23 protein-coding genes are annotated in these 22,994 nt (G+C 71.7%); 10 read left to right on the plus strand and 13 right to left on the minus strand.

Annotation, left to right across the window (positions count from 1 at the left end; translation table 11 throughout):
• Positions 1 to 24 precede the first annotated feature (24 nt).
• Together LR269_RS02080 and LR269_RS02085 are read left to right on the plus strand one after the other, a co-directional pair.
• Positions 25 to 531 carry an SRPBCC family protein gene (locus LR269_RS02080; protein ID WP_231429050.1) on the plus strand — a complete coding sequence of 169 codons (507 nt, stop codon included), beginning with the start codon at positions 25 to 27 and terminating at the stop codon, positions 529 to 531.
• A 27-nt stretch (positions 532 to 558) separates the two neighbouring features.
• A complete protein-coding gene (locus LR269_RS02085) occupies positions 559 to 1,650 on the plus strand; it encodes an AI-2E family transporter (RefSeq protein ID WP_231429051.1) in 1,092 nt (363 codons plus the stop codon).
• Positions 1,651 to 1,727: 77 nt separating this feature from the next.
• Here LR269_RS02085 and LR269_RS02090 read toward each other — a convergent pair whose 3' ends face one another.
• A complete protein-coding gene (locus tag LR269_RS02090; RefSeq protein ID WP_231429052.1) occupies positions 1,728 to 3,221 on the minus strand; it encodes a DHA2 family efflux MFS transporter permease subunit in 1,494 nt (497 codons plus the stop codon).
• Between the two features lie 84 nt (positions 3,222 to 3,305).
• Between LR269_RS02090 and LR269_RS02095 the strand changes: the two genes are divergently transcribed.
• Positions 3,306 to 3,896: a TetR/AcrR family transcriptional regulator gene (locus tag LR269_RS02095; protein WP_231429053.1), complete on the plus strand. Its 591-nt coding sequence runs from the start codon at positions 3,306 to 3,308 to the stop codon at positions 3,894 to 3,896.
• A gap of 48 nt (positions 3,897 to 3,944) precedes the next feature.
• Here LR269_RS02095 and LR269_RS02100 read toward each other — a convergent pair whose 3' ends face one another.
• A complete protein-coding gene (locus LR269_RS02100; protein ID WP_231429054.1) occupies positions 3,945 to 4,505 on the minus strand; it encodes a thioesterase family protein in 561 nt (186 codons plus the stop codon).
• A gap of 152 nt (positions 4,506 to 4,657) precedes the next feature.
• Here LR269_RS02100 and LR269_RS02105 point away from each other — a divergent pair, with 152 nt between their 5' ends.
• Positions 4,658 to 6,064, plus strand: coding sequence for a hypothetical protein (locus tag LR269_RS02105; RefSeq protein ID WP_374201156.1), 1,407 nt, complete (start codon positions 4,658 to 4,660; stop codon positions 6,062 to 6,064).
• 416 nt (positions 6,065 to 6,480) lie between these two features.
• On the opposite strand, the gene LR269_RS02110 is transcribed toward LR269_RS02105, so the two are convergent.
• The gene (locus tag LR269_RS02110) at positions 6,481 to 7,053 is read right to left on the minus strand and encodes a hypothetical protein (protein ID WP_231429056.1); all 573 of its coding nucleotides are present in this window, start codon (positions 7,051 to 7,053) and stop codon (positions 6,481 to 6,483) included.
• Positions 7,050 to 7,781, minus strand: a complete 732-nt coding sequence (locus LR269_RS02115) for a hypothetical protein (RefSeq protein ID WP_231429057.1) — start codon at positions 7,779 to 7,781, stop codon at positions 7,050 to 7,052. Before LR269_RS02115 ends, LR269_RS02110 begins: the two co-directional genes overlap by 4 nt.
• Positions 7,782 to 7,901: 120 nt before the next feature.
• On the opposite strand from LR269_RS02115, the gene LR269_RS02120 reads away from it, so the two are divergent.
• Complete coding sequence (locus LR269_RS02120; RefSeq protein ID WP_231429058.1) at positions 7,902 to 9,041, plus strand: Xaa-Pro peptidase family protein; 1,140 nt, start codon at positions 7,902 to 7,904, stop codon at positions 9,039 to 9,041.
• 59 nt (positions 9,042 to 9,100) lie between these two features.
• Here LR269_RS02120 and LR269_RS02125 read toward each other — a convergent pair whose 3' ends face one another.
• Genes LR269_RS02125 through LR269_RS02145 form a run of 5 tightly spaced genes read right to left on the minus strand, consistent with a single transcriptional unit; the run spans position 9,101 to position 14,058 of the window.
• Complete coding sequence (locus LR269_RS02125; protein WP_231429059.1) at positions 9,101 to 9,748, minus strand: dihydrofolate reductase family protein; 648 nt, start codon at positions 9,746 to 9,748, stop codon at positions 9,101 to 9,103.
• 2 nt (positions 9,749 to 9,750) lie between these two features.
• Positions 9,751 to 10,884, minus strand: a complete 1,134-nt coding sequence (locus LR269_RS02130; RefSeq protein WP_231429060.1) for a bifunctional 2-methylcitrate synthase/citrate synthase — start codon at positions 10,882 to 10,884, stop codon at positions 9,751 to 9,753.
• A gap of 32 nt (positions 10,885 to 10,916) precedes the next feature.
• Entirely contained in the window at positions 10,917 to 11,816 is a 900-nt protein-coding gene (gene prpB / locus LR269_RS02135; protein WP_231429061.1) for a methylisocitrate lyase, read from the minus strand.
• Positions 11,816 to 13,351: an MmgE/PrpD family protein gene (locus LR269_RS02140; RefSeq protein WP_231432203.1), complete on the minus strand. Its 1,536-nt coding sequence runs from the start codon at positions 13,349 to 13,351 to the stop codon at positions 11,816 to 11,818. Before LR269_RS02140 ends, prpB begins: the two co-directional genes overlap by 1 nt.
• 35 nt (positions 13,352 to 13,386) lie before the next feature.
• A complete protein-coding gene (locus LR269_RS02145) occupies positions 13,387 to 14,058 on the minus strand; it encodes a GntR family transcriptional regulator (protein WP_231429062.1) in 672 nt (223 codons plus the stop codon).
• 126 nt (positions 14,059 to 14,184) lie between these two features.
• On the opposite strand from LR269_RS02145, the gene LR269_RS02150 reads away from it, so the two are divergent.
• Positions 14,185 to 15,498, plus strand: a complete 1,314-nt coding sequence (locus LR269_RS02150; protein WP_231429063.1) for an aminotransferase class V-fold PLP-dependent enzyme — start codon at positions 14,185 to 14,187, stop codon at positions 15,496 to 15,498.
• Positions 15,495 to 15,986 carry a Fe-S cluster assembly sulfur transfer protein SufU gene (sufU, locus tag LR269_RS02155; protein ID WP_231429064.1) on the plus strand — a complete coding sequence of 164 codons (492 nt, stop codon included), beginning with the start codon at positions 15,495 to 15,497 and terminating at the stop codon, positions 15,984 to 15,986. The genes LR269_RS02150 and sufU overlap by 4 nt, the downstream gene beginning before the upstream one ends.
• Before the next feature lie 13 nt (positions 15,987 to 15,999).
• On the opposite strand, the gene LR269_RS02160 is transcribed toward sufU, so the two are convergent.
• Positions 16,000 to 17,061 carry an enoyl-CoA hydratase/isomerase family protein gene (locus LR269_RS02160; RefSeq protein WP_231429065.1) on the minus strand — a complete coding sequence of 354 codons (1,062 nt, stop codon included), beginning with the start codon at positions 17,059 to 17,061 and terminating at the stop codon, positions 16,000 to 16,002.
• Positions 17,062 to 17,250: 189 nt separating this feature from the next.
• Between LR269_RS02160 and LR269_RS02165 the strand changes: the two genes are divergently transcribed.
• Entirely contained in the window at positions 17,251 to 17,889 is a 639-nt protein-coding gene (locus tag LR269_RS02165; protein ID WP_231429066.1) for a LysE family translocator, read from the plus strand.
• A gap of 6 nt (positions 17,890 to 17,895) precedes the next feature.
• Here LR269_RS02165 and LR269_RS02170 read toward each other — a convergent pair whose 3' ends face one another.
• Positions 17,896 to 18,453, minus strand: a complete 558-nt coding sequence (locus LR269_RS02170) for a YbhB/YbcL family Raf kinase inhibitor-like protein (RefSeq protein WP_231429067.1) — start codon at positions 18,451 to 18,453, stop codon at positions 17,896 to 17,898.
• Positions 18,454 to 18,521: 68 nt separating this feature from the next.
• On the opposite strand from LR269_RS02170, the gene LR269_RS02175 reads away from it, so the two are divergent.
• Positions 18,522 to 19,421: a rhodanese-related sulfurtransferase gene (locus LR269_RS02175; RefSeq protein ID WP_231429068.1), complete on the plus strand. Its 900-nt coding sequence runs from the start codon at positions 18,522 to 18,524 to the stop codon at positions 19,419 to 19,421.
• An 81-nt stretch (positions 19,422 to 19,502) separates the two neighbouring features.
• Here LR269_RS02175 and LR269_RS02180 read toward each other — a convergent pair whose 3' ends face one another.
• A complete protein-coding gene (locus LR269_RS02180; RefSeq protein WP_231429069.1) occupies positions 19,503 to 20,093 on the minus strand; it encodes a TetR family transcriptional regulator in 591 nt (196 codons plus the stop codon).
• 106 nt (positions 20,094 to 20,199) lie between these two features.
• Here LR269_RS02180 and LR269_RS02185 point away from each other — a divergent pair, with 106 nt between their 5' ends.
• On the plus strand, positions 20,200 to 21,450 hold the full coding sequence (locus LR269_RS02185; RefSeq protein WP_231429070.1) for an FAD-dependent monooxygenase: 1,251 nt from the start codon (positions 20,200 to 20,202) through the stop codon (positions 21,448 to 21,450).
• 51 nt (positions 21,451 to 21,501) lie between these two features.
• Here LR269_RS02185 and LR269_RS02190 read toward each other — a convergent pair whose 3' ends face one another.
• The gene (locus LR269_RS02190; protein WP_231429071.1) at positions 21,502 to 22,950 is read right to left on the minus strand and encodes an LssY C-terminal domain-containing protein; all 1,449 of its coding nucleotides are present in this window, start codon (positions 22,948 to 22,950) and stop codon (positions 21,502 to 21,504) included.
• Between the last annotated feature and the right edge of the window lie 44 nt (positions 22,951 to 22,994).

The following is a 22,994-nucleotide window of genomic DNA, read 5'->3' on the forward strand; positions in this document are numbered from 1 at the left end:
GAATTGAACGAAAGACTGGGGGCGATGATGACCGCGAAACCGACCGGGCACTACGTGCTGAAGGCCGACGGGCTCTACCTGCAGTTCGATCGGCTGTTCCATGCGCCCATCGAGGACGTCTGGTACAGCCTCACGAACCCGAACGCCATGAAGGCGTGGATCGGCACCTACACGGGCAGCCCGTCGACGGGCGGCGTGCGCTTCCAGATGAGCGAGGAGGGCGCCGAGTGGATGAACGTCTCCATCCTCGAGTGCGCGGCACCCCACCGGTTCACGGCCGATTCGGGGTCGGGACCGAGCGGGGTCCGGGTGTTCTGCCACCTCGTCGAGGGCGGCGGCATGACGACCCTGACGCTCGGCCAGCGCGTGAAGGACGGGGCGGACGCGGCGAGCATCGGCCCGGGCTGGGACTTCTACCTCGACCGGCTCATCGCCGCCCGCTCGGGCGCCGCGATGCCCGCGTGGGAGACCTACTTCCCCCAGTTCTCGCCCCATTACCGCGAACTGAAGGTGCCCGACACCGCCAACTGAGGCCGGCCCGACCCTAGACTGGCGCGCGTGAACACGGCAGAACGCCTCCGGCGGCGACGCGATCGCCCGCGCGACGGGCTCTTCGTCAACCACCCGCTGCGCTGGGGCTTCATCGTCACGCTCGGCGTGCTGCTCGCGCTCATGCTCGCGTCGGCGCTCGTCGCGCTGCAGGGCGTCGTGCTCTCGGTGTTCATCGCCGCGTTCGTCGCGCTCGGGCTCGACCCGCTCATCCGCTGGTTCCAGCGCAGGGGGATGCCTCGGGGCGCCGCGATCGTGACCGTCATCCTGTTGTTCGTCGCCGTCGTGGTCGGCATCGTGTGGCTCGTGGTGCCGCCGGTCGTCAACCAGGCGGCGGTCTTCATCAAGACGATGCCGGCCGAGATCCACCACCTGGTCGACTCCGGGTGGTTCGAGCGGTACGACGAGTCGACGAACGGCGTGCTCTCGTCGATCGTCGAGTGGGTCGGCGGGGTGCTCACCGACCCCGACACGTGGGCGGCGATCGGCGGCGGCGCCCTGCAGTTCGGCGCCGCGCTGCTCGACGGCATCTCGACGGGCGTGTTCGTCGTGGTGCTCTCGATCTACTTCATCGCGACCCTCGACACGACCAAGCGCGCCTGCTACACCCTGGTGGCCGCGAGCCACCGAGCCCGGGTCGAGAGCCTCGCCGAGCGCATCATGCTCTCGGTCGGCAAGTACCTGAGCGGCATGGTCGTGCTCGCGTTCTGCAACTCCGTGTTCTCGACGATCCTGCTCGCGGCAGTCGGCGTGAAGTACGCCCTCTTCATCGGTGTGCTCGCGTTCTTCATCACGCTCATCCCGCTCATCGGTACCGTCATCACGACCGTGATCATGACGATCGTCGCGCTCTTCGTCTCGCCGCTCGCCGGCATCATCGTGCTCATCGCGATGCTCGTCTACATGCAGGTCGAGGCGTACATCCTGACGCCGAAGGTGATGGGCAAGGCCGTGCAGGTGCCCGGCACGATCGTGCTCATCTCCGCCCTCGCGGGCGGCACGCTGCTCGGCCTGCTCGGCGCCCTCGTGGCGATCCCGATCTCGGCGGGCATCCTGCTCATCATCCGCGAGGTCGTGATCCCGAGGCAGGCGCGCAGCTAGCGGTTTCGCCGCCCACGGCCCCTCCGCCTGCCGCGCCACCCTCTGCGCCGCGCCTTCGCCGCCCGGTCGCGGCCGCGCTACACGGCAGCAGGCTCGGGCTCGGCAGGCTCGGCGCGCGCGGCCGGGCCGGCCGGCTCGGCTCCGACCGCGGATGCCCCGGCCGCGTCGTCCTCGGCCGCCGGACCGTGCTCGCCGGTGCCGCGGCCCGCGGGCAGGAAGAGCGCCGCGACGAGCGCGACCACGAGGCCGGCGGCGCCGACGAGCACGGCCGGCACCGCGGCCTCCGTGAAGCCGGTGGGCGTGAGCTCACCGCCCGCTCCCGTGAAGACGGCCGTCAGCACCGCGACGCCGAGCGCGACGCCGACCTCGCGGAGCGTCGAGTTCGTGCCCGATGCCTTGGCGTGGTCGTCTTCGGGCATGTGCGCGAGCACGGCGGTCGACATCGGGGCGAAGACGAGCGACATGCCGATGCCGGCCATGAGGAACGGCCCGACGAGCGACGCGTAGGCGACGTCGGGGTCCATCTCGAGCGCGATCCAGGTGAGCGCCGCGGCCTGCAGGGCGAGACCGGTGACGATGAGGGTGCGCGTGCCGACGCGCGGGGCGATCGCGCCGGCGATCGGGGCGATGAACATGGGCGCGAGCGTCCACGGCATCGTCTGCACGCCGGCTTCGAGGGGCGACGCGCCCTGCACGACCTGCAGGAACTGGATGAGCACGAAGACCGAGCCGAACATGCCGAAGCTGAACCAGAAGCCGACGAGGTTGGCCGCCGTGAAGCTGCGGTCCCGGAAGAGGCGCAGCGGCAGCAGTGGCGCCTTCGCCCGCGCCTCCCAGGCGATGAACCCGGCGAGCAGCAGCGCGCCGGCGACGAGCGAGCCGATCACCTCGGGGCTCTCCCAGCCCGCGTCGTTGCCGCGCACGATCCCGAAGACGAGCCCGAGCACGCCGAGACCGGCGAGCGCGACCCCGACGAGGTCGATGCGGGCCCGCGCCCCGAGCGTGTTCGGCAGCACGGCGAGTGCGAGCGGGATCGCAACGAGGCCGACGGGCACGTTGAGCCAGAAGATGGCCTGCCAGTTCCAGCCCTCGATGACGGCGCCGCCGATGAGCGGGCCCAGCGCGACGCCGAGGCCGGCCACGCCGCCCCAGATGCCGATCGCCATCGGGCGCAGGCGCTTCGGCACGCTGCCGGCGAGCAGGGTGAGCGAGAGCGGCATGATGCCCGCGGCGCCGAAGCCCTGCACGGCGCGGCTCGCGATGACCATCCACGGCTCGGTGCTGAGCGCGACGAGCACGCTCGCCCCGGTGAAGATCGCGATCGCGACGACGAAGACGGTGCGGCGGCCGATGCGGTCGCCGAGCGCGGCCGCGGCGAGGATGAAGGTCGCGAACGCGAGCGTGAAGGCGTTGACGAACCACTGCAGCTCTTCGATCGAGGCACCGAGGTCGACGGCCATCGCTGGGAGCGCATTGGTGATGACGAGGTTGTCGAGCGTCGCCATGAACATCGGCAGGGATGCCGCGACGATCGCGAGCCACACGGGGATGCGGCGTGCGCTGGTGGACATCGGAAGCTCCTTCGAGATGGTGTGGTAATCGACTGATAACCAGTATGGGAGCGACTGTAGTAATCGACTGATAACATGTCAAGCATGAGTTCCACCACGGATCGCATCCCCGCGACGGAGCGGCGCGAACAGATCCTCGAAGCCGCCACCGGCGTGTTCGGCGAGCTCGGCTACGCCGGCGCCACGACCGACCGCGTCGCGAAGGCCGCCGGCATCAGCCAGCCCTACGTCGTGCGCCTCTTCGGCACGAAGGAGCAGCTGTTCATCGACGTGCTCGAGCGCACCTGCGCCCGCATCCTCGCGGCCTTCGACGCGGCGGTCGCCGACGAGACCTCGGAGAAGCCGGTCGGCCCGCGCATCGGCGAGGCGTACGTCGAGCTCGTCGAGACCGACCGCGGCATCCTGCTCGCGCTGATGCAGGGGTTCCTCCTCGGCCACGACCCCCGCATCGGTCCGGTCGCGCGCGCCGGGTTCATGCGCATCTACTCGCGCATGCGCGACGTGATGGACGCCGACGAGGCGATGCGCTTCATGGCCCAGGGCATGCTCATCAACACGCTCATCGCCTCGAACCTGACCGAGCAGATCGACGACGGCCCGGTCGACGAGCTGTTCGCGTGCACGTTCGGCGACAAGCTCGGCCTCGTGCTCGAGGGGCTCGCGAAGGAGGCCTGAACGGGGGTCTCGACACGGCGCTCCGCGCCGACCCGACCGCCGGGGGCGTCACTCCCAGATCGACGGCGCCGCGGCGCGGGTCACGGGGAGCGCGACGTCCTTGCCCCAGCGCTCCATCCACTCGGGGATGCCTTCGAAGCCCTCGACGCCGAACGCCTCGACGAGCTCGCCCATCGGCACCGTGCCGCCCGCCTTCCGCAGGAACCGGGCCCTGATGTATCCCGTGGCATAGATCTCGGGCTTGCCCGATGCATCGGGGCGCACGAATCGCTGCTCCATGTAGACGGCCTTGTCGTCGTGGCCGATGATGCGCGACTCGACCGTGAACCGCTTCCACGGATTGAGCGACTTGCGGAACGTGATCGTCTCGCTCGCGACCACCGGGTACCAGCCGCGATCACGCATGAGCTGCCAGACGCCGTTGCGCACGAGCATCTCGAACCGCGCGACATCCATGATCGAGAAGTAGACCCCGTTGTTCATGTGGTTGAGGATGTCGAGGTCGGTCGGCAGCGTGACGAAGTTCGTGCGGGCGACGTCGCCGTGGCCGAGCCGTGAGCGGAAGCGCGCGAGGACGAAATGCAGCATCGTGCGGAAGAACATGTGCATGATCCACGACTGTATGACGAGATCGCAGTGGATATGGATAATCCGTCGATCCAGACAATCACGGGCGGATGCCTCGCGCCGAAGTTGTGGGGACCGGTCACGACGCGCGTGCCCCTGCCTGGCGGAGCCGCTACCGTGGTGTCGTGCTCGCCATGCTGAAGACGACGGGACGGCTGCTCGCCGCGCACTGGCCGGCACTGCTCGCGTGGTTCCTCGCCGGAGTGCTCGTCCGCTATCTCGTCATCGAGCTCGCCGGGTTCGTCGGGGCGTACAGCGCGGTCGGCGGCCTGCTGCTCATGCCGCTCGCGATCCTCGCGCGGCTCGTGGGCTTCGTGGCCATGTTCCTCACCGTGCGAGACGGCATGGCCCGTCTCGGTGCGATCGCCCCGCTGCCGCCGTCGGCGTCGGAGCGGCGCCGGGCATTCGTCGACGCACTGCTCGCCGGCGTGCTGCCGTTCTTCGCGTTCTACGCCGCCTGGGGCTACCTGCGCGACGACATGGCCGCCTACTCGGCACGTGCACTCGAGGTGCAGACGGAGGTCAACGGGGCGTCCGAGCTGCTGGGCGGCGAGGCGGTCGCTCGCGGTGCGGGCACCATCGACCAGCTCGGCTTCGAACCCGTCACGATCCTGCTCATCGTCGTCGCCTTCGCCGGTCGTTGGGCCTGGAATCGCTACCGCGACCGGCTCCCCCGCCTGCTCAGCCTCGTCGCCGTCTACCTCGAGGCGATCTGGGTGTTCCTCACCGTGATGCTGCTCTCGCAGGCGACCGGCTGGATCGGCGAGTGGGTCGCCTCGCGGCAGGGGATGGTGTGGCTCGCCGACCTCCGCGCGTGGACCGCCGAGCAGCTGGTGCCGATCGCCTGGGTCTGGGAGGGCGTCGAGTGGCTCCTCGGCGAACTCGGCGGCGTCATCCTGCTGCCGGTCGCCTGGCTCACGATCGCAGGGGTGATCTACGGGCAGGCGGTCGCCGCCGAGGCGCCGCAGCTGTCCGTCGGCATCCTCGATCGGGCGCGCCACGGCTGGGGCGCACTCCCGTCGGGCCTCCGCCGCCGGCTCGCCGACATCGGAGGCGAGCTCGTCTCGCGGTTCCGACCCATCGGCCGCGCCTTCGTGCTCATGTGGCGCGCGGGGCCGGTGCTGATCGGCGGCTACATCCTGCTCGCCACCCTCCTCGTCGCCGGCGAGCGGCTGCTGGGCTACGGCATCACCCGGGCGATCGGACCGCACGACCTGAAGACGTTCTGGTTCGTGGCCGACACGGCCATCCTGCTCGTCGTGCCGCTCGTGACGGAACCCGTGCGCATCGCCCTCGTCTCGAGTGCGTACGACGCGGTCATCGGACGGCTCGCCACGACGGATGCCTCGGCGCCCGGCGCCCCGACGGCGCCCGGTTCCGACGCCGATGCCGCGGCGGCCTCAGTCGCCGACGGGCAGCCGGAGGATCGCCGGCGCGTCGGCGACGAGCTCGAGGTCGACGACGAACGGGCCCTCGGCATCGGGCGGGAGGACGAACGGAGCGACGATGTCGAACGGCTCGGTCCCCATGAGCGCGCATGAGGTGGTGTTCCAGCCGAGGAGGATCCCCGACTGATCCCACTGCCGCTGCTCGCCGCCCGTCTCGAGCAGCGTCGGCGGGAAGCATCCCGGTTCCTCATCGCCCGGCACCACCGGGATGGTGACCTCGATGAGGCGAGCGTCCTGCGGGATGTCGTGCTCGTCGGTGACGGGCAGCTCTTCGACGGTCGCGGGCCCCCATGTCGTGCCCGCGTAGTCGTACGTCTGCCCCCACTCGACCTCGATCGGCACGATCTGCGCGCGAGTCGCGTTCGTGCTCGCCTCGTTCGAGCTGATGATGCCGAAGGTCGCGGGCACGAGCAGCGCCAGCGCGACGAGGGCTGCGGCGTTGCGCCGCCACCAGCCGCCCGGGCGTCGGCGTCGCCCTGGCCGCACGGACCCCTCCTGCCGCACCTCGCTCATGAGCCCGCCCAGTCGACGGGCGCGATCTCGGCCTCCCCGACGTGCTCGAGATCGTCGAGCGGCACGCGGGTCTCGAGCACGGAGTCGAGTCGGTCGTCGAGGTTCAGGCCGAAGCGCAGCACGAGCTCGTCCGGTACGCCCGCTGCGCCGGCGTCGAGCGCGCCCTCGGGCAGCTCGAATGCGACCGAGCCGGCCGACGGCAGGCCGACCGAGAGCGGATGGCCGAACATCGAATCGGGCGGGCGCTCGCTCGCCCGGTAGGTGCGGCCGCCGAGGCGGAGGGTCACGAACTGCAACAGGGTTCCCGTCTCCATCCGGGTCGCCTCGGACTCGACATCGACGACCACCCACTCCCCCTCGGCCCGCCAGCCCTCGTTCACCACGGCGTCGGCGGCGCGCACGCCGGTGACGGTGAGCGCGAGGTTCCGGCCCTCGGCGCGCATCCCCACCGGCGCGGCGACGACGAACGGCTGCTCGGCGGAGTCCTCGGCCGGGGTCACGGCCGTGACGCCCCAGGCCGCCGCGACCAAGGCGGCGCCCGCGACCGCGGGCACCCAGCGGCGGGTCACCCGGCGGCCCCTTCGTCGCTCTGACCGACGGCGGGATCGACGGGCGGGTCGTCCGCGGCATCCGCATCGGGATCCTTCCCCGCCCCGACATCCTCGATCGCGACGGTGACGTACGCCGCCGGAACCGGGTCCTCCCAGCTCCGGCCGCTCGCCACGAACGACGCGGTGTAGAGGGTCTCGTCGCGCACCACGAAGCGCAGCTCCTGGTCGTCGCGGTACGACCGCCCATCGACCGCCCACGCGAGCACGAGGGTCGCCGGCACCCCGGGCTGCAGCCACGGTCCGAAGGTGCCGTCGTCGAGCCGGGCGACCTCATCGGCCTCGACCACGTCGGAGCCCCGCTCGAGGACGACCGCGTCTCGCACGCTGTAACCCCGCGCAGTCATGAGCGGCTCGGTCCACAGGTTCTCGGCGTCGACGACGAGCGCGAGCACCCGCTGTCCCGGCTCGACCGTGATGCCGGCCTCGGGCAGCTCGTCGATGAGCACCGCGCGCTGCACCGCGACGGCGAGCTGGTCGTTGCGATGCTCCTCGCCGACGGCGAGGGCGGCGGGGCCGGGCTCCTCCGCGGTGGCCAGGCCGCCGAAGGCGGCGGTCGCCGCGAGGAAGAGCACGGTGCCCGCGGTCGCGAACCACTTCGTCGGCACCCGGTCGCTCGCGGTGCGCAGCCAGTGGAACCGCCGCTTGGGCACGGGCTGCTGCGCCCGCGTCTCGGGTTCCGGTTCCACGTCAGCAGCATAGGGTGCGGCGAGCGGTCGAGGCATCCGACATGCTCGGTGGCCCGCCGCCGCGCGCCGCCACCGGGCGCCCCATTCGGCGCCTCGGGGCCCCGCCGTAGACTCCATGGCATGTCGACCGCCGCCGCCACGACCACCGAACGCCTCCGCCGCCTCGCCGGCACCGCACGCGACGCCGACGTCGATGTCGTGCTGGTCGCGCCCGGGCCCGACCTCGCCTACCTCGTCGGCCGCTCGGTCGCCTCGCACGAGCGGCTCACGCTGCTGGCCGTGCCCTCGGACGCACCCGACGATGCGGTCATGATCCTGCCCGCCCTCGAGCGCGGCGGCTGGGACGGGAGCCCGGCCGAGGCGGCCGGAATCCGTTTCGTGACGTGGCTCGACGGCGAGGACCCCTACGCCGCGCTGCTCGGCGAACTCGGCGACGATCTCGGCGCCGCGGCCGTCGACGATCACCTCCCGTTCCTGCATGCGTTCCGGCTGCAGTCGGCCCGACCCGAGCTGCGCCTGCGGCCCGCCGGCGAGCTCATCGGCGAACTGCGGATGCGCAAGGAGCCGCACGAGATCGAGGAGCTGGCCTCGGTCGGCGCGGCGATCGACCGTGTGCACCGGCGCATCGGCGAATGGCTCCGCGCCGGCCGCACCGAGAACGAGGTCGCCGCCGACATCGCCGCCGCGCTCGTCGAAGAGGGACACCGCACGGCCGACTTCGTGATCGTCGCGTCGGGCCCGAACGGCGCATCGCCGCACCACGAGGCATCCGACCGGGTCATCGAGGCCGGCGACCCGGTGGTCGTCGACATCGGCGGGCCGAACCCGGCGGGCTACAACTCCGACAGCACGCGCACCTACCTCGTGGCGGGCGGCGAGCCCGACCCCGAGTTCGCGCTGGTCCACGAACTCGTGCGCACCGCGCAGCGCGCCGCCGTCGCCGCCGTGCGGCCGGGCGCGACCGCCGAGTCGATCGACCGAGCCGCGCGCGAGGTGATCGAGCAGGCCGGGTACGGCGAGTTCTTCATCACGCGCACGGGCCACGGCATCGGGCTCGAGGTGCACGAGCACCCCTACATCGTCGCCGGCAACACGCGGCCGCTCGAGCCCGGCATGGCGTTCTCGATCGAGCCCGGGGTCTACCTGCCCGGGCGGTTCGGGGTGCGCATCGAGGACATCGTCGTGGTCGGCGACGAGGGCGCGGTGCTCATGAACACCTCGGCCGTCGACCTCATCACGGTCCAGCCGTCGGTCGAGTAGGTGCGGAGCGCCGTATCGAGACCACCGGCGAGTGGTCTCGATACGCTCGCTGGCGCTCGCTACTCGACCGCCTCCGGACGCAGCACCCGGTAGCGCAGATGCGTCGCTTTCGCGCCCTGCGCGACGCTGAGCGTCTCGAGCTCGACGCGGTTCGCCGCCGAGTCGGGGAACAGTCGCGAGCCGCCGCCGAGGAGCACGGGCACGAGGTGCAGCCGCGCCTCGTCGACGAGGCCGGCGGCGAGCGCCTGGCGGGCCACCTCTGCGCCGCCCATCACGCACACCGACGCGGCGCTCGCGGCGGCACTCGCACGCTCGACCGCCTCGGCCACCCCGCCCGTGACGAACTCGAATCGCGAGCCGCCGCGCACGATCGGCTCGCGATCGCGACTCGTGACGACGAAGCACGGCCGGCCCTCGAACACCGGGTCGTCGCTCCACGGGCCCTCGCCCACGTCGAACGTGCGCCGACCGATGACGAACGCCCCCGTCGACTCGAACATGCGCTCGGCCGCCTCGCGATCGATGCGCTGCGGCCCCGTGTCGACGACGGCGTCGCTGTCGCGCGGCACCGTCCCGTCGAACACCGAGTTGCGGATCCACTCGTGCACGCGTTCGCCGTCGATGCCGAGCGGATGCTCGAGGCTCACGCCGTGTGCGGCCGTGAAGCCGTCGAGCGTCATCGTCATCTCGAGGAAGACGTGCGACATGGTCAGCCCTTGGCCGGGACGTGCCGCTCGTCGACCCCGTTGTACACCGAGAGCGGGCGGATGAGCGCGTTCGACGCGGCCTGCTCCATGATGTGCGCCGTCCACCCGGTGACCCGCGAGGCGACGAACAGCGGCGTGAAGGTCAGGGTGTCGAAGCCCATCATGTGGTACGTCGGGCCCGCCGGGTAGTCGAGGTTCGGCTTGATGTTCTTGCGCTCGCCCATCGCCTGCTCGAGGGCGACGTAGAGCTCGAGCAGGTCGGGGCGGTCGTAGAACTCGACCATGCGCTCCATCGCGTCGCGCATCGTCGGCACGCGCGAATCGCCGTTCTTGTAGACGCGGTGCCCGAAGCCCATGATCTTGCGCTTGGAGGCGAGCGCGTCGTCGAGCCACGCCACCGCGCGCTCCGCGCCGCCCTCGCCCGGGCCGATCTCATCGAACGCGTGCATGACCGCTTCGTTGGCGCCGCCGTGCAACGGCCCCTTGAGCGCACCGATCGCACCCGTGACGGCGGAGTACAGGTCGGCCAGCGTCGAGGTGATGACCCGCGCCGTGAACGTCGACGCGTTGAAGGAGTGCTCGGCGTACAGGATCATCGACACGTCGAAGGCGTTCGCGACCGGCAGCTCGGGCACCTCGCCGAACGTCTGCCAGAGGAAGTTCGCCGAGTACCCGAGGTCGTCGCGCGGCTCGACGAACTCGAGCCCGCGCCGCCGCAGCTGGTCGTAGGCGACGATCGACGGCAGCTTCGCGAAGAGCCGGATCGCCTTGTCGAGGTTGGCCTCGGGCGAGTCGTCCGGCGTCGCGGGGTCGCTCGCGCCGATGACGCTCACCGCCGTGCGCACGACGTCCATCGGGTGCGCCGACAGCGGCAGCTCGTCGATGATCCGCTTCACCTCGTGGTCGAGGCCGCGCAGCGACCGCTCGCGGTCCTCGAACGCGGCGAGCTCGTCGTCGTTCGGCAGCTCGCCGTACCAGAGCAGGTACGCGACCTCCTCGAACGTGCACGACGCGGCGAGCTCCTGCACGGGGTACCCGCGGTAGAGCAGCGAGTTCGTCTCGGGGTTGACCTTCGAGATGGCGGTGTAGTCGACCGGCACCCCGGCCAGCCCCTTGTAGATCTCCTGCTCGGCCATGGATGCTCCCTTGCGTTGGCGTTCTGCGGTCGTCAGCGTGCGACGGTGAAGTTGAAGATCGAGGTGTCGAAGTGGTTGTACGCCTCGTAGTCGACGAGCTCGTAGAGCTCGGCCCGGTGCTGCATGTCGCCGAGCTTGGCGGTGAGCGAACCGGATGCCTCGAGCTCGTCGAGCCCGCGCATCGCACTGCCCATCGCGAGTCGCAGCAGCGACACCGGCCAGATGACGATGTTCATGCCGACATCGGCCAGCTGCTGCACCGTGAAGAGCTCGCTCTTGCCGAACTCGGTCATGTTCGCGAGCAGCGGCACGTCGACCGCGGCGCGGATCGCAGCGAACTCCTCGAGCGAGCGCATCGCCTCGGGGAAGATCGCGTCGGCACCGGCGTCGACGAGCGCCTTCGCCCGGTCGATCGCGGCCTGCAGCCCGTCGACCGCGGCGATGTCAGTGCGCGCCATGATGAGGAAGTTCTCGTCGCGGCGCGCGTCGACCGCGGCACGGATGCGGCGCAGCGCGGTCTCGTCGTCGACGACCTGCTTGCCGTCGAGGTGGCCGCAGCGCTTCGGGTTGACCTGGTCCTCGATGTGGAGGCCGGCGAGACCCGCGTCCTCCATCTCCTGCACGGTGCGGGCGACGTTCATCGGCTCGCCGAAGCCGGTGTCGGCGTCGATGATGGCCGGCAGCTCGGTCATGCGGGCGATCTGCCTGCCCCGGCCGGCGACCTCGGTGAGCGTCGTCAGCCCGATGTCGGGCAGGCCGAGGTCGGCCGACAGCACAGCGCCCGAGATGTAGACGCCCTCGAAGCCGCGTTCGCCGATGAGCTTCGCCGACAGCGGGTTGAACGCGCCGGGGAACCGCATGATCTCGCCGGTCGCGAGCCGCTCGCGGAAGAGCCGCCGCTTCTCGTGGGCCGGAATGGATGAGTACAGCATCAGAACAGCCCCTCGGGGATCTCGACGCCCGTGAGGGCGCCCGGCGCGACCGTGAAGGTGAGGCCGCCGAGCTCGTCGGGGCCGAGCTCGGGCAGGCGCTGCGCGACGTCGAGGAACCGCTCGATCTCGTCGGGCGTGAGCGCCCACTCGGCGAGCGTGCGGAACTTGTTCACGTACTGCTCGCGGGCGAACGGCCGGGCGCCGAGCGGGTGCGCGTCGGCCACGGCGATCTCGTCGACGATCTCGCCGCCGTCGGCGAGCTTGATGACGACGCGGCCGCCGAACGCCTTCTCGGCGATGTCGAGCGAGTGGTAGCGGCGCGTCCACTCGGGGTCCTCGACGGTCGACACCTTCTTCCAGAGCGCGATCGTCTCGGGGCGGTGCGCACGCTCGGGCGAGTACGAGACCTCGTGGTCCCAGGCCCCGTCTTGCAGCGCCACCGTGAAGATGTACGGGATCGAGTGGTCGAGCGTCTCGCGCGAGGCATCCGGGTCGTATTTCTGCGGGTCGTTCGCGCCCGAGCCGATGACGTAGTGCGTGTGGTGCGAGGTGTGCAGCGTGATCGACTCGATGTGCTCGGCGTCGAGGATCAGCGGGTACTCCTCGTGGAGCTTGCGGGCGAGGTCGATCCACGCCTGCGCCTGGTACTCGGCCGAGTGCTCCTTCGTGTACGAGTCGAGGATGGCGCGCTTCGACTCGCCCTCGTCGGGCAGCGGCACCTCGTACGAGCCGTCGGGCCCGTCGAGCAGCCACGCGATCACGCCGTCCTCCCCCTCGTAGATCGGCACGGGGCTCGTCTGGCCGCGCATCGCGCGGTCGACGGCCTCGATCGCCATCTTGCCGGCGAAAGCGGGCGCGTGCGCCTTCCACGTCGAGATCTCGCCCTTGCGCGACTGGCGCGTCGCGGTGGTCGTGTGCAGGGCCTGCCCGATCGCCTGGAAGATCGTCTCGCGGTCGAGGCCCAGCAGGGTGCCGATGCCGGCGGCGGCCGACGGGCCGAGGTGCGCGACGTGGTCGATCTTGTGCTGGTGGAGCGAGATCGCCTTGGCGAGGTCGACCTGGATCTCGTAGCCGGTCGCGATGCCCCGCACGAGGTCGCGCCCGCTGAGGCCGCGGCCCTGCGCGAGGTGCTGGGCGACCGCGGTGATCGGCGGGATGTTGTCGCCCGGGTGCGAGTACTCGGCCGCGAGGAAGGTGTCGTGGTAGTCGAGCTCGCGCACGGCGACGCCGTTGGCCCACGCCGCCCACTCGGGGCTCGTGCGGCGTGCCGCGTCGGCGCCGAACACGGTCGCGCCGTCGCCGCCGATCGAGACGGGGTGGGCGAGTGCCTGGCTGCGGGCCGAGACGACGGGGCGGCGTGCGATCGCGGCCGCCGCGACCGCGGCGTTGTCGATGACGCGGTTCACCACCATGTCGACGACGTCGTCGTCGAGCTCGACCGGGTCGGTCGCGACACCGGCGAGCGCCCAGGCGAGCTGGCCCTCGCGCTGCAGGTTCTCATCGCTGCGGTGCGTGCGGACGTGGTGGTTGTGCATGGGGTGGACCTTTCTGAAGTGTTCCATCGGTCAGGCTACGCGGTGCCCGTCGGGCTGACGAGCGCGGATCTCTCCTCGATCGACGCGAGCGCGTGCCGGAGGCTGAGGTGCAGGTGCACGTGGGTGGCGTGCGCCGCGAGATCGGTGTCGCCGGCGATGATCGCGTCGACGATGAGCAGGTGCTCCGATGCCGCGGCGCGGAGTCGCTCGGGGTGCTGGCGCGCGAGCCGGCGCACGCGGGCCGAGTGCAGGCGGGCGCTCTGCAGGGCGGCGGCGAGCATGGGGTTGGCGACGGCCGCCTCGATCTCGTCGTCGAGGGCGTCGACGACGTCGTAGTAGGCGCGAAGCCCGTCGTCGCCCTCGTCGAGCAGCTCGGGCGCCTCGGCGAGCCGACGCCGCAGCTCGGCGAAGCGAGCCGGGTCGCGACGGCGCGCGGCGAGGCGCGAGGCCTGGCCTTCGAGCGCCTCGCGCACCTCGTAGAGCGAGACGATGCTCGCGGCGTCGAGCGCAGAGACCTGCAGCACGCGCGCCGAGGCGGCCGTCGCGAGCCCGTCGGCCTCGAGTCGCGCGAGCGCCTCGCGCACCGGGGTGCGGGAGACGCCGAGCCGGTTCGCCTGCTCGACCTCGGCGAGCGCGGTTCCGGGCGCGAGCACGCCGTCGAGGATCTCCTCGCGGAGCGCCCGGTAGGCGCGTTCACTCGCTCGCATGGTTACCCTCCCCCACTCATGTATACGCTCACGCCCGCTTCGGCGCAAATTCCGAGCAAATCTGGCAATTGTGTATACATCGAGTTCCCAGCCGACACGGCTCTCATGCGTGGGACGATTGAAGGGATGAGCACCACCGACCTCGACCGCATCGGCGCACGTGCGGTCTCAGACCTCCGCGGCGACTTCCCCGCATTCGCCGACCGCTCGGCCCCGGCGTACCTCGATTCCGCCGCGACCGCACAACGCCCGCGGCAGGTGCTCGACGCCGAACGCGACTACCTCGAACGGCACCTCGCGCCCGTGCACCGCGGTGCGAGCGCGGCCGTGGGCCGCTCGACGACGCTCTTCGAAGACGCCCGTGCGACGGTCGCGCGCTTCGTCGGCGCCGGCGACCGCGAGGTCGTCTGGACCGAGAACGCCACCGACGCGCTCAACATCGTCGCGCTCGGCCTGGCCGACGCCTCGGCCGGACTCGCCGGCCCCGAGGCATCCCGATTCGTGCTCGAAGCCGGCGACGAGATCGTCGTGACCGAGGCCGAGCACCACGCGAACCTCATCCCGTGGCAACGACTCGCGGCCCGCACGGGCGCGCGCCTGCGCGGCGTGCGGGTCGACGAGCACGGGTTGTGGTCGCTCGACGGGCTCGCGGCCGAGCTCTCGGAGCGCACCCGGGTCGTGGCGTTCGCCGAGGTGTCGAACGTCACGGGTTTCATCGCGCCCGTCGCCGACGTCGTCGCGCTCGTGCGCGAGCGGGCGCCGCGGGCGCTCGTCGTGCTCGATGCGTGCCAGTCCGTTCCGCACCGCCCGACCGACTTCGCGGCGCTCGGCGTCGACTTCGCCGCGTTCTCGGGACACAAGATGCTCGGTCCGAACGGCATCGGCGTGCTCTACGGACGCGCCGAGCTGCTCGACGCGCTGCCGCCCGCTCGCACCGGCGGATCGACGATCACCCGGGTGACGCTCGACCATGCCGAGTTCCTGCCGGCACCGCACCGCTTCGAGGCGGGCACCCAGCCCGTGTCGCAGGCCGTCGCCCTCGCCGAGGCGGTGCGCTACCTCGAGGCGATCGGCATGGAGGCGGTCGCCGCCCACGAGCAGGCGCTCGCGGCGCGCGTCGTCGACCGGCTCGCGTCGCTGCCCGGCGTGCGGGTCGTCGGCCCGCAGGCCGGTGCCCCGCGTGCGGGCCTCGTCGCGGTCGGCGTCGAGGGGGTGCACGCGCACGACGTGGGGCAGTTCCTCGACGAGGCCGGCGTCGTCGTGCGGGTCGGCCACCACTGCGCGCAGCCGCTGCACCGTGCGCTCGGCGTCACCGCCACGACGCGTGCGAGCGCGCACGTCTACACGACGGCCGACGAGATGGACCGCTTCGTCGACGCACTCGGTGAGGTGCGACGGTTCTTCGGCGTCGCCGACCAGGCCGCGGCGGTGATCGCGTGAGCGGGCTCGAGGGGCTGTACCAGCAGATCATCCTCGACCAGTCGAAGCGGCGCAACGGCGACCGACTGCTCGAGGACCCCGACGCCGAGCACCACGAGTACAACCCGACCTGCGGCGACGAGATCACCGTGCGCGTGAAGCTCTCGTCCGCCGATGCCGCCGACTCGACCGACGACCGCGGCGGCCCCGGCACCGCCCGCATCGCCGAGCTCGCCTGGCAGGGCGACGGATGCTCGATCTCGATGGCCTCGGCGTCGACGCTCACCGAACTCGTCGCCGGGCGCACGGTCGACGAGGCGCGCGAGCTCATCGAGGCGTTCCGCGCGATGCTGCGGTCGCAGGGGGCGGGCGAACCCGATGAAGAGGTGCTCGGCGACGCGATCGCGTTCCACGGCGTCTCGAAGTACGTGATGCGCGTCAAGTGCGCGATGCTCGCGTGGGTCGCGCTCGAGGCGTGCCTCGCGCAGGCGACCCGACCCGCTCGCTGAGGAACGGCGCCCCTCAACCGGCGGGAGTGTCGAAGACGCGGCCGGCGCTCGGGTCGTCGAGCACGCGCGCGCCGAGGTCGCGCGGCAGGTCGCGCAGCTCGGGCGGGTTCCACTTCGGGTCGCGGTCCTTGTCGATCACCTGCGCCCGGATGCCCTCGTGCAGGTCGTGCTGGCCGAGGAACCAGTTGACCGCGCGGAACTCCTGCTCGAGCGCCGCCTCGAGGTTCGGCAGGGTGCGCGCCCGGCGCACCGATTCGAGCGTCACGGCCATCGCCGTCGGCGAGAGCGTCTCGAGCTCGTCGGCCGCGGTCGCGGCATCGGGGTGCCCGTGCGCGCGCAGTCGGGCGATGATCTCCCCCACCGAGGGCGCGACGTAGCAGGCGTCGATCCAGTCACGGGCGAGGGCGAGCGTGGATGCCTCGGCCGGCGTCTCGTCGAAGAGCATGACGATCTCGGCGGGGCTGCCGGGGTCGGCGCGCTCGGCGAGCGCCTGCAGCAGGTGCGGCAGATCGCGTGAAGGGACGTAGGCGTCGGCGAAGCCGGCGTAGAGGGCATCGGCCGCGGTCATCGTGCGCGAGTTGAGGGCGAGGTGCACGCCGAGCTCGCCCGGCGCCTTCGCGAGCAACCAGGTGCCGCCCACGTCGGGAGTGAAGCCGATGCGAGTCTCGGGCATCGCGAGCTTCGACCGCTCGGTGACGACGCGGATCGAGGCGTGGCCCGAGAGGCCGATGCCGCCGCCCATCGTGATGCCGTCCATGATCGACACGACGGGTTTCGGGTAGCGCGCGATCGCGGCGTCGAGCCGGTACTCGGTGCGGAAGAAGTCGCGCGCCTCGCCGTGCCCGCCGTTGGTCGCGTAGCCGTAGAGCTCGCGGATGTCGCCGCCCGCGCAGAACCCGCGGTCGCCCGCGCCGTCGAGCACGACGACGCCGACCTCGCTGTCGTCGCGCCAGGCGTCGAACACGGCGGTGAGTTCACGCACCATCTCGTAGGAGAGGGCGTTGATGGCCTGCGGTCGGTCGAGCGTGACGTGGCCGACGCCGTCGGCGACCGTCGCGGAGATGTGGGCGCTCACGTGTGCCACCGTATCGCTCCGAGTCGTCCTGCACGGGTTCGAGTGCCCGCCCGGCCCCACCCGCGCCGCATGCAGAGCACCGGCACCGGGCCGGGCGGAAGGGGCACCGCGGATCCGTCCGCATGGCGAGCGACCGCCCGGGGAGGTGCGAGGGCGGGTTGAGGGAGCGATCAGGCGTACGATTCCGGAATGGTCCCCGCATCGAACCTCTGGGCGTTCATCGTCGCGTCGGTCGTGCTCATCGTCATCCCGGGGCCGAGCGTGCTGTTCGTCATCGGGCGGTCGCTCGCACTCGGCCGCGTGGGCGGGCTGCTCAGCGTCGTCGGCAACGCGATCGGCATGCTCCCGCTCATCGCCGCCGTCGCGCTCGGCGTCGGGGTGATCGTCGCGCAGTCGGTCGTCGTCTTCACGGCGATCAAGATCGCGGGCGCGCTCTACCTCGCGTATCTCGGCATCCAGGCGATCCGGCACCGGGCCGACGCGTCGGCCGCGGTGACCGGAACCGTCGTGCGCCGCTCACCCGTGCGGCTGCTCTCCGAGGGATTCTTCGTCGGCGTCTCGAACCCGAAGACCATCGCGTTCTTCGTCGCGGTGCTGCCGCAGTTCGTCGACTTCGACGCCGGCTCGATCCCGCTGCAGCTCGCCGAGCTCGGCCTCGTGTTCGTCGTGCTCGCCCTCGCGTGCGACTCCGTGTGGGCGCTCGCGGCCGGGTCGGCTCGCGACTGGTTCGCGAAGTCGCCGAACCGCGCCGAGCACCTCGCGGCGACCGGCGGCGTGATGATGATCGGCCTCGGCGGCGTGCTCGCCTTCAGCGGCTCGAAGCACTGACGCGGGCTACGCGTCGGCGGGGTTCACGTCGGTGCCGACGAGGATGCCCCGGGCCACGCCGTTGAAGAAGCACTGGGCACTCAGCACCGTCGGCGTCGTCGTCGCGGGGTCGACGTCGAGTCGCTCGACCCCCAGCGCGTGCACGACGAAGAAGTAGCGGTGCACGCCGGTACCGGCGGGCGGCCCGGAGCCGCGGTACCGGGGCTCGCGGTACTCGTTGTCGAGCACGACCACGCCCTCGGGCAGCAGGCCTCGCGACAGCGCATCGGGCGCGCCGGCGCCGGCCTCGAGCGATGTCGTCGTCACCGGGATGTTCGCCACGGCCCAGTGCCACCAACCCGCCCCGCTCGGCGCATCGGCGTCGAAGCACGTCACCGCGAAGCTCTTCGTCTCCGCCGGGAATCCCGTCCAGCCGAGCTGCGGCGACACGTCGGACCCGCCGCGACCGGCGCTCCGCTGCGGCGCGGCGAGCGGCTGCCCCGGCTCGAGGTCCGCGCTCGTCACCGTGAACGAGTCGAGGGGCCTCAGGGCCTGCAACTGCGCGTAGGGATCGTAGTCGAACATCGGCGTCCTCTCCGGCCTCGGACGCGGCATCCGAGGCCGTCGTCAGCCTACGCCCGTAAGATCTGCGGGTGCCCGTCGCCAAGATCCTGCTGTACTACGCCTTCACGCCGCTCGCCGACCCCGAGGCGATCCGGCTGTGGCAGCGCGACCTCGCCGAATCGCTCGGACTCCGCGGGCGCCTGCTCATCTCGCACGACGGGCTCAACGGCACCCTCGGCGGCGAGCTGCGGGCGCTCAAGCGCTACGTGCGCAAGACCCGCGAGTACGCGCCCTTCAAGCACGTCGACTTCAAGTGGAGCGAGGGCACGGGCCTCGACGACGAGGGCCGCAGCCTCGACTTCCCGAAGCTCAGCGTCAAGGTGCGCGACGAGATCGTGTCGTTCGGCGCGCCCGGCGAGCTCCGCGTCGACGAGACGGGCGTCGTGGGTGGCGGCACGAAGCTCGACCCCGACGCGCTGCACGACCTCGTCGGCGAGCGCGGCGACGACGTCGTCTTCTTCGACGGCCGCAACGCGCTCGAGGCCGAGATCGGGAGGTTCCGCGGAGCGATCGTGCCGCCGACCGAGACGACGCGCGACTTCGTCGGCCTGCTCGACTCGGGAGCGTACGACCACCTCAAGGACCGCCCGGTCGTCACGTACTGCACGGGCGGGATCCGATGCGAGGTGCTCTCGAGCCTCATGACGAGCCGCGGCTTCGGCGAGGTCTACCAGCTCGACGGCGGCATCGTGCGCTACGGCGAGCGCTACGGCGACGACGGGCTCTGGGAGGGATCGCTGTACGTCTTCGACGGGCGCGGGTCGATCGACTTCTCCGACCATGCGGCCGTCATCGGCGAGTGCGCCCGCTGCGGTGCGGCGACCAGCAGGACCGCCAATTGCACGGATGCCTCGTGCGACGCCGAGTTCGTGCTGTGCGAGCCGTGCGGCGCCGCGCCGTGCGCGGCGCACCGATCGCTCGTGGAGTAGCGGCGACGCACCTCGAAACCACGTGACCGGTCGCGAGACCGGGCCACCAGGGCGTCGATGCGGGTGCGACTTCGTCGCGCGCTACTCGGCCGGCGGCGCGGTCTGCGGCTCCCCCGCGATCGCCGCGACGGCGAGCGCGAGCTCGTCGCCCGTCGGCACCAGGTCGGGGTCGACGAGCCACAGGATGCCGAGGCTCTGCGTCAGCGCGAAGTCGAGCTTCGCGATCGCGTCGACCCGGGCGTCGTCGAGCTCGGGCCGGGAGATGCGAAGATGCTCGGCGATCCCGCGGCAGGCCTCGTTCGTCGCCGCGGCGAGGTCGTGCGCGCCTTCGGGACCGCGCAGCACACGCACCGTGTTCTCGAGGCTGGCGAGCAGGGCCTCGCGGTTGTCGGCGAACACCTCGGGCATGCGGTTGAAGAGCGCCGCGAACCCCTCGAGGGCCGGGAGCGCGGTCGTCTCCTGGATGACGGCCTCCATGCGATCGCCGATACCCGATCCGAGCGACTCCGTGAGCGCCTCGGTGATGAGCTGCTCCTTTGACCCGAAGTGGTAGCCGATCGCCGCCAGGCTCACGCCGGCCGCCGCCGCGATGTCGCGCGCGGTCGCCTTCGCCACGCCGCGCTCGAGGATCACCCGGCGCGCGCCCTCCAACAGGTCCTCACGATTGCCCATGCCCCCATCGTACCGAACGATTCAGACGTTTGTATTAGACATCTGTCTAACAGAGGTGTAGAACAGACGTATCAGACAAATGTCTCAATCCTGGAGGAGCACGAACATGAGCAGCACCGCAGCACCGCACGTCCTGATCTCCGGCGCCGGCATCGCCGGCCTCGCGCTCGCACTGCAACTCGTGCGCCACGGCATCCGCGCCACCGTCGTCGAGCGCGCCGACGCGCCGCGCCCCGGCGGCCAGGCCGTCGACCTGCGCGGCGCGAGCCGCGAGGTCGCCGAGCGCATGGGGCTCATGCCGGGCATCGACGCCCGCCGGGTGCACGAGACCGGCATGTCCTACGTCGACGAACAGGGCCGGGTCTTCGGCCGCATGTCGATGGAGGACTTCGACGGCGAGGGCGCCGTCGCCGAGATCGAGATCGCCCGCGGCGACCTCGCCGATGCACTGCTCGAGGCGCTCGACGAGGCGGCGGCCACCGCTCCGGGGCTCGTCGAGGTGCGCTACGGCGACCGCATCACTGCGCTCGAACAGCACGACGACCGCGTCGACGTCGGCTTCGAGCACGCCGCGCCCGCCTCGTTCGACCTCGTCGTCGGCGCCGACGGCGTGCACTCGGCGACCCGGCGACTCGCCTTCGGCCCCGAGGAGAGCTACGCGCACCCGCTCGGCGGATACGCCGCGTTCTTCACCCTGCCGACGCCGGCCGACCTCGAGCCCGGCTGGTTCGCGTTGCGCTTCGTGCCCGGCATCGCGTTCGGTCTCCGGCCCGACCGCGACCCGGCCACCTCGAAGGCGATCCTGACGCTGCGCGGCGCGCACGACCCCGCCCTGCGCGGCGACCGCGCCGCGCAGGAGGCGTTCGTCCGCCGGGCGCTCGACGGCGCCGGGTGGCACGCCGACACCATCGTCGCGGCGATGGCCGAGGCATCCGACTTCTACTTCGACGAGCTCGTGCGCATCGACCTCGACGAGCCGGTGAACGGCCGGGTCGCGCTCCTCGGCGATGCCGCGTCGTGCGGCTCGCCGATGACGGACATGGGCACCGCGACCGCGCTCATCGGCGCCTACCTGCTCGCCGAGCACGTCGTGGCCTCGCCCGGGGAGCTGCCGGCGGCGCTCGCCCGGTACGCGAGCGACATCGCGCCGTTCGTCGACGCGGGCAAGCGGATCCCGGGCGGCGGCATCAAGCGCATGGTGCCGGCGAGCCGGTTCGACGCGACGATGGCCAGGCTGATGACGCGCGTGATGCTGTCGAAGCCGTTCCTGCCGGTCGTGCGGCGCATGTTCGCGGCCGGAACGCCCGACCTGGCACTGCCCGCGATCGAGCCGGGCGGACGGGTCGCGGCCGGGTGAAGGCGGCGGGACGTTCGTCCCGCCCCCGCGGCCCGTCGACGGTCGTCGCGCTCAGCCGGCGGAGCGATACCGCGGGCGGCGCGACCAGGTGCGGGCCGCCCGGCTCGACAGTGCGAGCAGCACGAGGATGTCGACGGCGAGGGTCAGCAGCGTCGTGCGGATCGTGATCTCGGCGCTGCCGACCCAGTAGTCGATCGCCGACAGCAGCGTCGACAGCACGGCGACGACCATGACGGTGACGCGGGCCCAGTTGCTGCCCCGGAAGACGAGCCAGGCGAAGACGAGCTGCGCGAGCAGCACGATCGCCCCGGCGCCCACGATGAACCACAGCACGATCTGCGCCGCGTCGGCGTCGGAGACGTCGTCGATGTGGATGTCGGCCGCCTCGCCCACGATCGTCGGCCACTGCATCGCGAGCGAGATGAGCCAGACGACGCCGAGCAGCACGCGCACCACGATGAGCGCGGCACCGAGCGAGATCGTGATCGGCCGTCGAGCGGCCGCCGGCCGAGGCATCCGGCCGGTGTCGCGCTCGGCGAGACGGGCGAACGGCTCGAAGGCGGTGCGCTTGCCGACCTCGCCGGGCCCGCCGCCGGCGGCGAGTGCGGCCTCGAGCTCGTCGCGTCGTGCGCGCGCCGCCGCATCGGCGGCCGCGGGTTCCACGCCGATGGCATCGCCCAGCACGACGACCGGCAGGTCGCCGTCGGTGCGGATCGTGTCGCCGCCGCCGTTGCGCGAGTGGTAGCCGGTCGAGAAGTCGCTGATCACCCCGACCTCGACGGGCACGCCCGAGTCGACGAGCGTACGCACGATGTGGTCGCGCTCGACGTCGGTGTCGGCGTCGATCTTGTGCGTGATCTGCAGGGTGAAGAGCGAGAACCCGACCGAGCGGTCGAACGTGCCGGCGGCGAGCCAGTCGACCCGGCGCCCGCCCGGCAGCAGCCAGCCGTCGGGGGTGCGCCAGAACCGCACGTGGTGGCGCTTCGCCGGGTTGCCCGCGACCTCCTGCTGGTAGGCGAAGTCCTGCATCCGGCCGAAGAGGAAGAGGGGGCTCACGGGCGCCTCGTCGTAGCTCCTGCGCGTGAGCGTCGAGGCGATGATGCGCCAGCTCGAACGGGCGTCGACATCGTCGGCACGGGTCCAGCCGGCGGCGGCCATCGCCTCGTGCAGCGATCGCTCGTCGCCCCGGAGCGCGAGGTTCACGGGGTCGCCCAGCAGCCCGTCGCTCGTGCGGGCCCGGCCGATGAAGTAGTCGGGCACGTAGATCGTCGTGAGGATGCGGTGCAGGCGCGGCAGCACGAGGTACGCGAGCACGAGCCAGAACACGACGAAGAACAGCGGCCCGAACCAGCCCCAGTCGAAGCTCTGCTCGAGCACGAGCCAGGCCAGCCAGATCGAGGCGAGCCCCGCGTAGACGAAGAAGAAGCCGTCGAGCACGGCACTGAGCGACACCCTGCGGGCGCGCGGCGGCCCGGATGCCTCGGCCGGACGCTCCCCCATGTCCGAATGCTACTCGCGGCGAACGCACGGCGCCCCTGTCGGAC

Source organism: Agromyces sp. S2-1-8 (genome assembly GCF_021129215.1).
Taxonomy (GTDB): Bacteria; Actinomycetota; Actinomycetes; order Actinomycetales; family Microbacteriaceae; genus Agromyces; species Agromyces chromiiresistens.

Coding starts and splice junctions, on each gene's coding strand:
- LR269_RS02190 (WP_231429071.1), bottom strand. CDS start 22,950: ATGGGGGAGCGTCCGGCCGAGGCATCCGGGCCGCCGCGCGCCCGCAGG.
- LR269_RS02165 (WP_231429066.1), top strand. CDS start 17,251: ATGGTCCCCGCATCGAACCTCTGGGCGTTCATCGTCGCGTCGGTCGTG.
- LR269_RS02145 (WP_231429062.1), bottom strand. CDS start 14,058: ATGCGAGCGAGTGAACGCGCCTACCGGGCGCTCCGCGAGGAGATCCTC.
- prpB (WP_231429061.1), bottom strand. CDS start 11,816: ATGCTGTACTCATCCATTCCGGCCCACGAGAAGCGGCGGCTCTTCCGC.
- LR269_RS02150 (WP_231429063.1), top strand. CDS start 14,185: ATGAGCACCACCGACCTCGACCGCATCGGCGCACGTGCGGTCTCAGAC.
- LR269_RS02170 (WP_231429067.1), bottom strand. CDS start 18,453: ATGTTCGACTACGATCCCTACGCGCAGTTGCAGGCCCTGAGGCCCCTC.
- LR269_RS02140 (WP_231432203.1), bottom strand. CDS start 13,351: ATGCACAACCACCACGTCCGCACGCACCGCAGCGATGAGAACCTGCAG.
- LR269_RS02130 (WP_231429060.1), bottom strand. CDS start 10,884: ATGGCCGAGCAGGAGATCTACAAGGGGCTGGCCGGGGTGCCGGTCGAC.
- LR269_RS02185 (WP_231429070.1), top strand. CDS start 20,200: ATGAGCAGCACCGCAGCACCGCACGTCCTGATCTCCGGCGCCGGCATC.
- LR269_RS02180 (WP_231429069.1), bottom strand. CDS start 20,093: ATGGGCAATCGTGAGGACCTGTTGGAGGGCGCGCGCCGGGTGATCCTC.
- LR269_RS02120 (WP_231429058.1), top strand. CDS start 7,902: ATGTCGACCGCCGCCGCCACGACCACCGAACGCCTCCGCCGCCTCGCC.
- LR269_RS02125 (WP_231429059.1), bottom strand. CDS start 9,748: ATGTCGCACGTCTTCCTCGAGATGACGATGACGCTCGACGGCTTCACG.
- LR269_RS02100 (WP_231429054.1), bottom strand. CDS start 4,505: ATGCACATGTTCTTCCGCACGATGCTGCATTTCGTCCTCGCGCGCTTC.
- LR269_RS02105 (WP_374201156.1), top strand. CDS start 4,658: ATGCTGAAGACGACGGGACGGCTGCTCGCCGCGCACTGGCCGGCACTG.
- LR269_RS02095 (WP_231429053.1), top strand. CDS start 3,306: ATGAGTTCCACCACGGATCGCATCCCCGCGACGGAGCGGCGCGAACAG.
- LR269_RS02090 (WP_231429052.1), bottom strand. CDS start 3,221: ATGTCCACCAGCGCACGCCGCATCCCCGTGTGGCTCGCGATCGTCGCG.
- LR269_RS02080 (WP_231429050.1), top strand. CDS start 25: ATGATGACCGCGAAACCGACCGGGCACTACGTGCTGAAGGCCGACGGG.